This window comes from Pseudochelatococcus contaminans (assembly GCF_014195635.1).
GTDB classification, from domain to species: domain Bacteria; phylum Pseudomonadota; class Alphaproteobacteria; order Rhizobiales; family Beijerinckiaceae; genus Pseudochelatococcus; species Pseudochelatococcus contaminans.
Map to the genome: position 1 here is coordinate 680,218 of NZ_JACICC010000001.1, position 13,105 is coordinate 693,322.

The 13,105-nt window shown below is 56.8% G+C and carries 10 protein-coding genes and 1 other RNA gene; 5 read left to right on the plus strand and 6 right to left on the minus strand.

Annotated elements, in window-relative coordinates; genetic code table 11:
• Window positions 1-228 precede the first annotated feature (228 nt).
• Window positions 229-2,829 (minus strand): hypothetical protein, encoded by a 2,601-nt coding sequence (locus FHS81_RS02895; protein ID WP_183750502.1) that lies wholly within the window; start codon window positions 2,827-2,829, stop codon window positions 229-231.
• Between the two features lie 1,036 nt (window positions 2,830-3,865).
• On the opposite strand from FHS81_RS02895, the gene ilvA reads away from it, so the two are divergent.
• From ilvA to FHS81_RS02910, 3 genes are all read left to right on the plus strand, one after another.
• A complete protein-coding gene (gene ilvA / locus FHS81_RS02900) occupies window positions 3,866-5,389 on the plus strand; it encodes a threonine ammonia-lyase, biosynthetic (protein WP_183750503.1) in 1,524 nt (507 codons plus the stop codon).
• 177 nt (window positions 5,390-5,566) lie between these two features.
• Window positions 5,567-6,730 (plus strand): alanine racemase, encoded by a 1,164-nt coding sequence (alr, locus tag FHS81_RS02905; RefSeq protein WP_183750504.1) that lies wholly within the window; start codon window positions 5,567-5,569, stop codon window positions 6,728-6,730.
• A 36-nt stretch (window positions 6,731-6,766) separates the two neighbouring features.
• The gene (locus tag FHS81_RS02910) at window positions 6,767-8,020 is read left to right on the plus strand and encodes a D-amino acid dehydrogenase (RefSeq protein ID WP_183750505.1); all 1,254 of its coding nucleotides are present in this window, start codon (window positions 6,767-6,769) and stop codon (window positions 8,018-8,020) included.
• On the opposite strand, the gene FHS81_RS02915 is transcribed toward FHS81_RS02910, so the two are convergent.
• The 5 genes from FHS81_RS02915 to ssrA all read right to left on the minus strand — a co-directional run bounded on the left by FHS81_RS02915 (window position 8,000) and on the right by ssrA (window position 11,375).
• Window positions 8,000-8,236, minus strand: a complete 237-nt coding sequence (locus tag FHS81_RS02915) for a ribbon-helix-helix domain-containing protein (protein WP_183750506.1) — start codon at window positions 8,234-8,236, stop codon at window positions 8,000-8,002. The genes FHS81_RS02910 and FHS81_RS02915 overlap by 21 nt on opposite strands.
• The gene (locus FHS81_RS02920; RefSeq protein WP_183750507.1) at window positions 8,229-8,441 is read right to left on the minus strand and encodes a DUF4169 family protein; all 213 of its coding nucleotides are present in this window, start codon (window positions 8,439-8,441) and stop codon (window positions 8,229-8,231) included. The genes FHS81_RS02915 and FHS81_RS02920 overlap by 8 nt, the downstream gene beginning before the upstream one ends.
• A 29-nt stretch (window positions 8,442-8,470) precedes the next feature.
• The gene (gene fumC, locus FHS81_RS02925; protein WP_183750508.1) at window positions 8,471-9,862 is read right to left on the minus strand and encodes a class II fumarate hydratase; all 1,392 of its coding nucleotides are present in this window, start codon (window positions 9,860-9,862) and stop codon (window positions 8,471-8,473) included.
• Between the two features lie 240 nt (window positions 9,863-10,102).
• Window positions 10,103-10,786 (minus strand): SspB family protein, encoded by a 684-nt coding sequence (locus tag FHS81_RS02930; protein ID WP_183750509.1) that lies wholly within the window; start codon window positions 10,784-10,786, stop codon window positions 10,103-10,105.
• Between the two features lie 232 nt (window positions 10,787-11,018).
• Window positions 11,019-11,375: a transfer-messenger RNA gene (gene ssrA / locus FHS81_RS02935) on the minus strand.
• Window positions 11,376-11,669: 294 nt separating this feature from the next.
• Here ssrA and FHS81_RS02940 point away from each other — a divergent pair.
• Together FHS81_RS02940 and FHS81_RS02945 are read left to right on the plus strand one after the other, a co-directional pair.
• Window positions 11,670-12,464: a thymidylate synthase gene (locus FHS81_RS02940; protein WP_183750510.1), complete on the plus strand. Its 795-nt coding sequence runs from the start codon at window positions 11,670-11,672 to the stop codon at window positions 12,462-12,464.
• A gap of 1 nt (window position 12,465) precedes the next feature.
• Window positions 12,466-13,095 carry a dihydrofolate reductase gene (locus FHS81_RS02945; protein WP_246374404.1) on the plus strand — a complete coding sequence of 210 codons (630 nt, stop codon included), beginning with the start codon at window positions 12,466-12,468 and terminating at the stop codon, window positions 13,093-13,095.
• Window positions 13,096-13,105 lie beyond the last annotated feature (10 nt).

Below are 13,105 nucleotides of genomic sequence, written 5' to 3' on the forward strand. Positions count from 1 at the left end.
TTTCATTATGCCACGCCGTTTCTGAACCGATCGTTGCGATTTTGCTGATCCGTTTCGCTACCCGGCCGTTATGCTGGCTGTTTCGCTGCTTGCGCTCGGGCTGACAGTGGCCGCGCGGCGCGCGTCTGCCTGAACGCGGCAACAGGCACTTATTATAGCAGTTTGCGTTCAAGTCGGTTCATCGACTTGAACGCAAATTGTTGTAGAAATATATACATTAAAATAATTTTACTTTTTACCTCCAAACAATCCTTTAATTTTGCTTCTTGTATCTCTCCAGCCCTCCCTGAGGGTCAAGGATTCATTGTTGGCTTTTTTCAATTTAATTATATCAAGCTTAGCTTGTTTCGCTTTTTCTTCTGATTTCTTTTTAGCATCTTCTGCATTGTTTTCCTTATTGTAATTTTTTATTTCTCTCTCTTTACTTGAAATTTCTTTCAGATCCTCATCGCTTATGTTAGCGGTGAGTTCATTTATTTCCTTGATGGCTTGGTTCAAAAATTGTCTGATATCCTCCCACTTAGCAAGTCCTAGCACAATCGATCCAATATCTGCATAGGCAATAACGGTGCACGCGAACATATACAAACGCGTAACCTCGCGCACGCTGGCGCCACCTAACCCATTAATCCCTGTCCCTTTTGGAAACCGAAGTGAGTGAAGTTCCAGCTCGCCCTTAGCACCAGTTGCGTTAGCTTCATTCTTAACCTTAGCATTGGCATAGACGTTGGATTTTACCAAATTATCTTTTTTAGAGTCTGAAATTATACCGAAAGTTTTACTATAAAGCTTGACAAATCCACGAATAGGCTTTTCCCCTGCACGAAGTGCCGTACTTGACATCTTGATTTCTGAAAGAAGAATTGCTGCTCCAGGATCGATGTGTATTGTTGCATTGGCGGCTATTGCGGAATGAACGTTACTGATGATTATATTGGCTGCTACCAATGTGCTCAACGCTTCGGATACTTGTGCTGCTGCCATCTGAGGAAATGTTAGCGAAATTTCATTAAGCACCGCCTCTTTCGCGTCATGAATAAAGCCCACTGATTTACTGGACAATTCATGCCAAGAAATTGTATTTCCAGAATCATCCCCTGATGGTTGCGCAAGAAAGCTAGGTTTCATTGCGCGATAAGCAGCATTATCAAGTGTAGATCTCTTAGATTCCCGCTTATTTTCAAGTTCAATTTCAGCTCTTCGTCCTAAAAGGCTTGATATTTTTGTTTCACGGATTGTCATTTCATTAATAATGTTATTAATATCTATGTCTTGGTTTCCGGTTCCTTTTGCATTATTCAATGTGTTTTTTAAATCGACAAAGCTTTTTCTTCTGGCGCTGAGTTGATCGTCAGTCTCGGTAGAGTTGAGCCTTGATATTCTTAGAGGAGAATTTTGACTTTGATTTGATAGGTGAAGGCTGGATAGAATTGCATTATCTACAGCATTATCTTCCGTGCGCTTCTTTATAATAAATTGTTGTAGATTGGTGTCGCTTTGAACTTTTTTGTATAGATATGCTGCCATTATAATGAATGCTGCCGCATTAATGTCATTATTTAATAAATCAAACTTTCCAATATTACGTGCCTCAATCTTGCATGCACTGATGGATCCACTCATAGCCGAAACAAAATTTGAGTCAATACATACTGTTACAAAGTTTCTATAAGCAACCATCTTTTTTGAGAATGCTCCAAGGCATTTTTCTATGGTAGCACCTGATTTTGCACTGAATGTTTCTTTGAATGCATCCTCCACAGGAGCGGCAGCTTCCTCAAGCTTTGAACGGTCTATTCCTCTCGTTTGAAAATTAAATAAATCCTTTTTGAATTGACCTGTGTTATTTTGAGTTTGCATAAATGTATTATATTGGCCGTTTAAAAGAATCTTTTTGAAAAACTCTTCATCATTAACAGCAGCAGAAACTGCAACGCCAAGTTTTTTCTCTGTGCGGTCTGAAATAAATTTATAAAGTGCTGCGGTATTGAGGGGTGTTGTAAGAGCTGTTCGAATGGTCCCACCTTCTTCAAAGACTTCACTAGCTCCCTCTCGAACTACCGCTTCTGCCAAATCTATGCCTGCTCTAGCCGCATTTCCAGCAAGCTGCCATTGAAGGTCATTACCAACATTCTGTCCTTCTCTTACTTCTCCAACAAGCCTTTGGCCGGCCGTATATCCCTGAAAGCCAAAAGACAGATTAGCGCTATTAGCTATTGCGTCCGGATGTCTGTTCTGGTTTATGGCGTTTCCCGCTGACGTCTTGGCCATTGTTACACCGGCGGCCAAAATTGTGTTTGCAATGCCGGTTTTTGAAATAGATGAAAGGGCGTTGCCTACGAATGGAACAGACTGCAATGCCACGGCCAAAAAAGTATCAAACAATTTACAAGCCAGAGGGTCCGTTTTTTTTATGGCATCCCCGGCCTTTGTCTTTATATCTTTAATAATTTCTTTTATTTGACCAATATCTTCAATTCTTTGAGCGGCAATACTTACTGTTTTTGTAGTGACTTTTGTATTTGACTGGTTAAGCGCTCCAGTAATGTCACTTATGCACTCAGAAAAGTTAATAGCCCCCCCCCCTTTGAAAATCGCCGATTGAAGATCTGTTCTTCCGGTTTTATTATCATTTATTACTGCAAGGCATGCAGCAAGTTTTAGGACATCTTCTCGATTAATAAGGCCATATATTATATCATAATTAGAAGTTATACTTGTATTTGCATGATGATTTGGTGTTTTAATGTGCTCTGACAACTTTCCTCTAAGTTTTTCATTAAGAGTGTTCATAATAGCAGATAGTTCGTGAGTTTTTACTCTTGCCATAATACAAGTCTCCGTTTAAATGTTTTGCGAGAAAAATTTTTATTTTAATATTGAAGATTAAGATTTCTCTGGTTCGAAGCGCATTATTGTCGTATAATTTAACTATTTCTGTATATTCATTTTCAGTCCAACTTGTTTCCGGAAGAATGACGAACTCGTTTTTATACCGCACCGTCGCCCGGTCATGGGGCTGGATTTCTTATTTCAACTCCCCGGCCAAGGGAGTCCGGCTACTCCGCTGCCGGTTTCCGCCGGCCCGGTCAGCCTGGTCCACGACGCCTGTCGCCGTCTCGGCATCCGCAAGCCACACCGTGGTCGCCGTCGCGTGGCTTGCTCATCAAAGGGCATCGCCACCGCGAACTGCCCTCCCGGTCGCGGCGTCTGCTTGACCTCCCGCACAAGCGCGGCGGGGTCAGCGACGCAATCGCCGACCTTTATCGCCACCACCCGGCCAGACATCCGGGGACGAAATGGCAGCGTCAGCGTGTCGGCTATCCAGAAGTCCACCTGCTCCTATCCCACGAATGCCGCAACCGCCCCGCGCCGCTCATACCGCACCCCCACCCGGCGATGTGGAAAAGCCACTGTCCGATCATCGAGCACCCCGCGGCTTATATCCGGCACTGGCCCCTGCGCAGCCGGTAAACGCTCGCACGCGACAGCGAGGACACGGCTGATGCTGCCGGCTCTGTCACGGGCGAACAGGTTGCATAATAATCGTATGCATAGCTTGCCTGTAGCTGTCGGATAACGCTGAAAGTGTTGATCCTGCTCGCTCTGATCTGGTTCGTGGGGAGCGGCGGCTCTTCCATGCCGAGGGTTGTGCTCGCCTCGTTCCCCGGGCTTTTCGGGTCCGGAGAACCTTTTTCCGATGTATCAAGTTCCTGCCGTGAGCCGGCGCTTGCGACATTGTGCATCCATATGGCAGCCATGCGTGCTTTGCCTTTCCCCGTGCGGCAAGGTGCGCTATGCCTGACCGCCATGGACCCGCACGGGCAAGGTCGGCCTGGCGGATGAGGATGGACGCAGGCGGGAAATGTCGGAAAATCAGAATTACATCAGGCGGATACTGACATCATCGGTCTATGACGTGGCTATCGAATCGCCGCTCGATCCGATGAAGCGCCTGTCGCAGCGATTGAACGCTCCCGTGTTTCTGAAGCGCGAGGATCTCCAGCCCGTCTACTCTTTCAAGCTGCGCGGGGCCTATAACAAGATTGCCCGCCTCACGCCGGAAGAGCGGGCGCGGGGCGTCATCTGCGCCTCCGCCGGCAACCACGCCCAGGGCGTGGCGCTGGCCACGCAACGTCTCGGCATCCGCGCTGTCATCGTCATGCCGCGCACCACGCCGGGGATCAAGGTCGCTGCCGTGCGCAATCTCGGCGGCGAGGTGGTGCTGCACGGCGATGCCTTCGACGACGCTCGCCGCCACGCCGCAGTGCTTGAGAAAGAGCAGGGCCTCGTCTTCGTCCATCCTTATGACGACCCCGATGTCATCGCCGGGCAGGGCACGGTGGCGGTGGAACTGTTGCGCCAGCATCCCGGCCCGCTGGAGGCCGTTTTCGTGCCCATCGGCGGCGGCGGATTGGCGTCCGGCATCGCGGTCTACATCAAGTTCCTGCGTCCCGATGTCAAAGTCATCGGTGTGGAGCCTGACGATGCGGCCAGCATGAAGTCGGCGATCGAGGCTGATGAGCGGGTCGTGCTGTCCCATGTCGGGCTGTTCGCCGATGGCGTGGCCGTGGCGCAGGCGGGCGAGGAAACCTTCCGGCTCTGCCGCGAGCTGCTCGACGATGTCATCACCGTTTCGGGCGATGAAATCTGTGCGGCGATCAAGGACATCTTCGACGATACCCGTGCCGTGGCCGAACCTGCCGGCGCGCTGGCCCTTGCGGGCCTCAAGCGCTATCGCGAAACCGCACAGGGCAACGGGCCGCTCATCGCTATCAATTCCGGAGCGAACCTGAATTTCGACCGTCTCCAGCACGTGGCGGAGCGGGCGCAGATCGGCGAGCGCTCCGAAGCGCTGCTTGCTGTCACCATCCCGGAGAAACCGGGCAGCTACCGCCAGTTCATCCGCCTTCTCGGCCAGCGCCAGATCACGGAATTCAACTACCGTTACGCATCGGGTACGGACGCGCACATCTTTGTCGGCGTGCAGCTTTCGGAGGGTGAGCGCGAGAAAGAACGCATCATCGCCATGTTGCGCGAGCAGGATTATCCCGTGGTCGACCTCTCCGACAATGAACTGGCCAAGCTGCATGTGCGGCATATGGTCGGCGGCCGCGCTGCCTCGGCGGAAAACGAACTGGTGTATCGCTTCGAGTTTCCCGAGCGACCGGGCGCGTTGCTGCGATTCCTTGAGCTGCTGCGCTCGGACTGGAACATCTCGATGTTCCACTACCGCAATCACGGCACGGATTTTGGCCGTGTGCTGGCGGGGCTTCAGGTGGCGGAGGAGCACCGCGCCAGTTTTGAGGGCTTCCTCAATGAACTCGGCTATCCCTTCTGGGAGGAAACGCAGAACCCTGCCTATCAATTATTCCTCGATGGCCGATAAACAGGCACGAAGGGCGTCGATACAATGGGCGTTGTCGATGCCGGGGGTGTAACCTCCGTGCCGATATGCTGTCGACTGGCATTGCGCTTTTGGACCATCGTAACGTTTCGATGCGACATAACGTGGTCTGAATAATTTTGCCGCGCCGACTGGCGGGTGGTGGATGCGATACCGATCATGGTTTCTTCTCGTGAACTGGCTGTTTTTTTATCGGCTGCCCCATCCGCTGGGCTGCTGGTTATTGATCTCGATGCGGTGAGATTCAACTATCGCCTGCTGCGCGGCCTTCTGCAGGGCGCGGCCTGCGGCGGCGTTGTCAAGGCGGATGCCTATGGACTGGGCGCTGCAAAAGTGGTGCCGGTGCTTGCAGCCGAGGGCTGCCGTCATTTCTTCGTGGCCCATCTTGATGAAGCGCTGGCCCTGCTGCCGCATCTGCCGGATGATGCGACGACATATGTTCTGAACGGTCTCACGCGGAACGGTGCCGAAGAAGCGGCGCGCCTCGTGGTTGCGGGCAAAGCGGTGGTGCCGGTGCTTAATTCCGTCGATCAGCTTGCGGTATGGCGCGGCAAGGCTGCGCAATCTGGCCGCGTGCTGCCGGCAGCCGTTCAGGTGGATACCGGAATGTCCCGGCTGGGCCTGCCGCCGGAGAATGTCAAGGCGGTGGCCGGGGATGCCGATGCCTTCACCGGGCTCGATGTGCATTTCGTCATGAGCCATCTTGCCTGCGCCGACGAACCGCGTAATCCGGCTTCCACCGGGCAATTGGCGAATTTCCGCACGGCGCGGGCGCTTCTTGCCCAGCATCCGGCGTTGGCGCGGAGCCGGAGTTGCTTCGCCAACTCGTCCGGCATTTTCCTCGGCGCCGATTATCATTTCGATCTCGTGCGCCCCGGCGCGGCCTTGTACGGCATTAACCCGCTGCCCGGCGGCGACAACCCGCTGCGGGGCGTCGCCAGCCTTTTCGGTCGCATCATCCAGACGCGCTGGATTCCGGCTGGTACGCACGTGGGGTACGGCTATACGGCAACGGCGACGCGGCCCACCCGTGTCGCGACGCTTTCCGTCGGCTATGCCGATGGCTGGTTGCGCAGTCTCAGCGGCAAGGGCGCGGTATGGCTGGGCGATGACCGGCTGCCGATATTGGGACGGGTCTCGATGGATAGCATCTGCGTCGACGCGACGGATATCGCCGAGGAGCGTCTCGCCCCCGATACCCCCGTGGAGTTGATAGGCATTCATCAAGATGTCGATGACGTAGCGGATGCTGCCGGCACGATAGGATATGAAGTGCTGACATCGCTCGGAAGCCGCTACAGACGGGAATATTTGGGCGGGTAAAGACGATACTGGTCGAACCGGGAAAGATTATTCATCATGAAGGTCGTCGTTCTGGGCGCGGGGGTCATCGGTGTGACCTCTGCCTGGTATCTTGCGAAAGCGGGCTGTGACGTCACGGTCATCGAGCGGCAACAGGGTCCGGGGCTGGAAACGAGCTTCGCCAATGCTGGGCAAGTGTCGCCGGGGTATGCTTCCCCATGGGCTGCGCCGGGCATTCCGCTGAAAGCGCTGAAGTGGCTCTTTACGGAGCACTCGCCGCTGATCGTCCGGCCCCGGGCCGATCCAGCCATGCTGGTGTGGCTGACGCAGATGCTGCGCAATTGCACGCCCGCGCGTTACGCGACGAACAAGGCGCGCATGGTGCGCATTGCCGAATACAGCCGTGGCTGTCTCCAGGCGCTGCGCGCCGAAACCGGCATCGCCTACGACGAGCGCTCGCAGGGTACCTTGCAGCTTTTCCGCACGCAGGAGCAGCTCGACATGGTGGCCACGGATGTGGCAGTGCTGAAGCATTACGGCGTGGCGCACGAACTGCTGGCTCATGCCGAATGCGTCGCCGCGGAGCCCGGCCTCGCTTACGCGCGGCATAAGGTCGTGGGTGGCTTGCGCCTGCCTTATGACGAAACGGGGGACTGCTTCAAGTTTACCGGCAATCTGGCGGCGCTCGCCGCCACAGCCGGCGTGACTTTCCGGTATGGGATCGACGTGCGGGGGATCGATGCCTCGGGCGGCAAGGTCACCGGCGTCCGGACCAGCGACGGCAAGGTCAAGGCCGATGCCGTTGTTGTTGCGCTGGGCAGTTTCTCGCCGCACGTCCTCAAGCCGCTCGGGCTGAACGTGCCGGTGTACCCGGTTAAAGGCTATTCGATCACCGTTGATGTCACCGATCCGGCTGCCGCGCCCGTCTCAACCGTGCTCGATGAATCTTACAAGGTCGCCATCACGCGTCTTGGTGATCGCATCCGTGTTGGCGGCATGGCCGAGGTTTCCGGGTATCGTCTTCGTCTGCATCCGGAGCGAAAGGGCACACTGTCGCTGGTGCTTCACGATCTGTTTCCGCGTGGCGGCGATCCTGCCGGGGCGCAGCTTTGGTCTGGCCTGAGGCCGATGACGCCGGACAGCACACCGATCGTTGGCCGCACGCGTGTCGACAATCTCTATATCAACACCGGGCATGGCACGCTGGGCTGGACGATGGCGTGCGGCTCTGGCCGAGCGATTGCCGATATCGTGACCGGAAAAACGCCGGATATCGACGTAGCGGACCTTTCACTCGCCCGATACGGGTGAGGCCGCGCGGCGGAAATGCTCCAGTGCGAAAACGCGGATGGCGGATGACAGATTGCTGTCGCCGCGCGCCGTATCGACTTCGGCAATGAGACTGGCGACGGACATATCCCGCATATCGGCAATCTCGCGCAGCGCATCCCAGAAGGGTTGTTCGAGCGATACGCTCGTGCGGTGTCCTGCGATCATGACCGAACGCTTGACGACCGCTTCAGTCATCAGGGGTGCCTTTATCGCCTTCAGCAGTTTCATCACTGCGGCGATGGCCGTCAAGATGCCGTTTGGCCTTGTCGCGCTCATCGGCATCAGTGCGGCGCTGTAATGCAGAAACGCCGAAGCGCAAGCGGTTTTCGGCCGCCTGCGCTTCTTTTTCGGTTCTGGCGCGCGCCTTGCGGGCGCGGCGCAGATTAATGATTTCGGCCACCGGAATAGCCCGCTCTTAGGAGAGTTCGCTCAGTGCGGTGCCAGCATGTCCTGCGGGCGCACGACGAGGTCGAATTCCTCAGCCGTCACCTTGCCGGACTTCAGGGCTTCCTCGCGCAGGGTGGTGCCGTTCTTATGAGCAGCCTTGGCGATATCCGCCGCGGCGTCATAGCCGATCTTCGGCGCCAGAGCCGTAACCAGCATCAGCGAGCGCTGCAGCAACTCGGTAATCCGCTCCTGGTTCGGCTTGATGCCGACAACGCAGTTATCGGTGAAGCTGACGGCGCCATCGGCGAGCAGGCGCACGGACTGCAGGAATGCATAGGCGATGACCGGCTTGAACACGTTCAGTTCGAGGTGGCCCTGGCTGCCGGCGAACGAGACGGTCGTGCCGTTGCCGACGACCTGCGCAACCAGCATGGTGACGGCTTCCGACTGGGTCGGGTTGACCTTGCCGGGCATGATCGACGAACCGGGCTCGTTCTCAGGCAGCGACAGTTCGCCAAGGCCGGAGCGGGGGCCCGAGCCGAGAAGGCGGATGTCGTTGGCGATCTTGAACAGGGCCGTCGCCACGCTCACCAGCGCGCCGTGCGCGAACACCATGGCATCGTTGCTGGCCAGCGCTTCGAACTTGTTCGGAGCAGTCACAAACGGCTGGCCGGTGATCTCAGCGACCTTGGCAGCAAAGCGCTCTGCAAATTCAGGATGGGCGTTGAGGCCCGTACCGACGGCGGTGCCGCCCTGTGCCAGGGGATAAAGCGAGGCGAGGGATGTCTTGACATGTTCGATGCCGGTGGCGATCTGCGCCGCGTAACCGGAGAACTCCTGCCCCAGTGTCACGGGCGTCGCATCCTGAAGGTGCGTGCGGCCGATCTTGACGATGTCCTTGAACTCTTCCGACTTGGCCAGCAGCGCCTTGTGCAGATGCTCAAGCGCGGGCAGCAGACGGCTTGTGACGTCGAGAACGGCGGCGATGTGGATGGCCGTCGGGAATGTGTCGTTCGAAGACTGGCCCCGGTTGACATGGTCGTTCGGGTGAACCGGCGTCTTGGAGCCGAGCGGCGCACCGAGCAACTCGTTGGCGCGGTTAGCGATCACTTCGTTGGCGTTCATGTTGGACTGGGTGCCGGAACCCGTCTGCCACACAGCCAGCGGGAAGTGATCGTCATACTTGCCGTCGATGACTTCCTGCGCCGCTGTGGTGACTGCGTCCGCAACCTTGGGGTCGAGGACACCAAGATCCTTGTTGACCAGCGCAGCCGCGCGCTTGACCAGCGCCAGCGCATGCACCAGCGGCAGCGGGATCTTCTCTATGCCGATGCGGAAGTTCTGAAGCGAACGCTGGGACTGCGCGCCCCAATAGCGGTCAGCGGAAACCTCGATGGGACCAAAGGAATCGGTTTCGGTACGGGTCTGGGACATCAGGCGTTCCTCGCAAGGGCTTGGGCGGTTCCGCGAACGGGTTTCGTCCCACGTTCCGAAAGCGCATCGTCACAACAAACACGCGATAAGCCGACGCATCCCGGCCCATCGTTGCCGTGGTATAGCCAGACTCAGACCTCTGCGCCAAGAGCCTTTCAGGACCATGCGTCGAGATTACGCGGATAAAGGTGACAGAATGGCAAATCTGTCAGCAAGCCGCGCAACCTGCGCAATGCGGTCTCAGGTGTTCTTTTTACGGAAAGCGTCGAGCCGAACGACCCGGCCGCCAGTGTCGTCATCCGGATTGTCATCCTGACTTGGGGCGGCATCATCGTCAGCGTCGGTTTTCGCCGATTCCCCGGCATCATCACCGGCCAACGCGGCAGTATCGTCCGCCGATTTCTCGTCTACGGCTTCGTGGCTTGCGGCCGGAGCGGGAGCAACGTCGCCCTCATTGCCCTTGACCTCGAAGATGCGACGCGGAAACGCTCCCTGCGTCACCTGCCCGGAAGAGGAGGTGTCCTCACCGTCGAAGCTGTCATCGGCATCCTCTTCCTCGTCGAGGTCGATATCCGATTCGAATCGCAGCCCGAAATCCACCGAGCGGTCGAAAAAGCCCGTCAGCGCCTCGAACGGCACAACCAGCTTCTCCGGAATACCCTTGAACGACAGCCCCACCTCGAACGCCTGATCGGTCACCGTCAGATCCCAGAACTGGTGCTGGAGAACGATGGTCATCTCGTCCGGATATTCCGTGCGCATGCGGTTCGAGAGCCGCACACCCGGATGTTGGGTGCGGAAGGTGATGTAGAAGTGGTGCTCTCCCGGCAGGCCATCCCGCACGACGTCTGACAGAACCTGGCGAACAACGCCGCGCAAGGCGTCCTGAACGTGGAGATCGTAACGAATGAAGTCCTTAGCCATAACCCGGCGCCCGAAAATGTACCGGCGCCCTTCGTGGCCGCCACCTGAGTCTTGATGCCAGACTTTTTGTGCAAAGCGCAAGCCCCCAGCGACAACGCATGTGCGGAAACTGACGAGGCGGGCGAATATGATACATCTGGCCCGCAACACACGCAGCCGGCCACAGAACAATCGCCGCCGCATGCACAAACTGCATGAAACGGATAAAAACTCGCGGGAAGGGGGTGTTGAAAGTGGAGGCTTCTGTTGCCAGGTGCCTCCGAACCCCGCCCTACGGGGCTAACCGCAGGGGCTTTGAATCGATTACCAGAACCGCATTACGCGGCGACAGCAACCGGAGCATAGTTGTCATTGGCAACTATTGGATTGACCCGATAACGGCGGTATCATGCCGAACGAAAGCACACCTTTTACACCCTCGTCGATCCTGTTTCGCCCCCGCCGAAAACCAGCATGGCTGCTGATCTTGGGTGGAGGCGCCGGGTACCGCCCCCGGGTCCGAATGGTTTATTGCGATGGCCGTTTATCGTCATATCCGTCTTGCGACGGCAAAATGAATATAGGCCAGTCCGTTTCATTTTTAAAGAGGCATCGTGAGCGGCGCTGTGCAGCGAGGGTGCGCGGGCAAAGCGTGCTGCCTTGCGTCGTTCGCCTGTGTATCCCGGCCATTTGATGCTGTGACTTTTGCAGCGATCCGGCTATGTGGTAACCTCGATGCATCGTAAGACGTATCAATATCGGGTGGCTGGTGCATTTTCGGATATTATTATGGTGCCCTGACAGAATCGGCGGATTCGCTGCGGGTTGCGAATTCCGCAGCAGCGTCGGTTCAGAGCATCAGGGCGATTTGAGCGCAAACTGATTTGTTGAGGATGTTGCGGCCATGCGTGCCTATCTCGATCTCGTTGATCGCATCCTGCGGGAAGGAACCCGCAAGGATGACCGTACAGGCACGGGCACGCTTTCGCTGTTTGGCCAGCAACTGCGATTCGATCTTCGCGAGGGCTTCCCGCTGGTCACCACGAAGCGGGTTCACCTGAAATCCGTGATTCACGAGCTGCTCTGGTTTCTGCGCGGCGACACGAACATCGCTTATCTGCACGAGAACGGCGTCACCATCTGGGACGAATGGGCCGATGCGAACGGCGATCTCGGCCCGGTGTACGGCAAGCAATGGCGTGCGTTTGAGGGCGCTGGCGGAGAGACGGTAGATCAGATCGCGTGGGTGATCGATGAAATCCGCCGTAATCCTGATTCGCGCCGGCTGGTCGTCAGCGCATGGAATCCGGTGGATATTCCGCGCATGGCGCTGGCTCCATGTCACTGCCTGTTTCAGTTCTATGTCGCGGACGGCAGGCTCTCATGCCAACTTTATCAGCGGTCCGCTGATGTCTTTCTCGGGGTGCCGTTCAATATCGCCAGTTACGCGTTGCTCACCGAGCTTATCGCCAAGGTGACAGGGCTTGAGGCTGGCGAGTTCGTGCTGACGTTCGGCGACGTTCATCTGTATCTCAACCATGTCGAGCAGGCGCGCACGCAGCTCACGCGTGCGCCAAAACCCTTGCCGCGCCTTGTGCTGAGTGATGGTCTGACGGATATCTTCGCCGTGAAGGCCAGCGACATCGCTGTCGAGGATTACGACCCCCATCCCGCCATCCGTGCCCCGGTTGCGGTTTGAGATGATGATGCAGGCAGGTTCCATTCCGGCAGCTCAGCACCGGCCGCTGATTATTGTGGCTGCAGTGGCGCGCAACGGCGTCATCGGCGCAGGCAATGCGTTACCGTGGCGGCTTGGCAGCGATCTGGCGCGTTTTCGGGCTCTTACGATGGGCCGGCCGCTGATCATGGGGCGTAAAACGTTCGAATCACTGCCGCCTGCGCGGGCCGGGGGGAAGGGCAGGCTTCCCGGGCGTTCGCTGGTGGTGTTGACCCGTTCGGGATTCGCCACCTCGCCCGACGACGGCGAAGTTTTGCAGGCAAGAGATCTCGCAGGCGCTATTGGTCTCGCCGATGAACTGGCCAGGCGGGACGGAGCCGGCGAAATCGTGATCGCCGGTGGCGATGATGTTTTTTCGCAGGCATTGCCATTGGTGTCCGGCCTGCATTTGACTCTGGTCGATGCGTCGCCCGAGGGAGACGCTTTCTTTCCAGCCATCGATAACAGCGTGTTTCATGAGGTATCGCGCGAGGCGCACCAGCCCGGCCCGCGTGACGATCACGCATTCGTGTTCGTTGATTACGAGCGGCGGCAGCCGGCTGCATCGCAATTAAAGCCTCAGGCGGGCCAGGAAAGTTACGGTGGAACTTGACGGGGGCGTC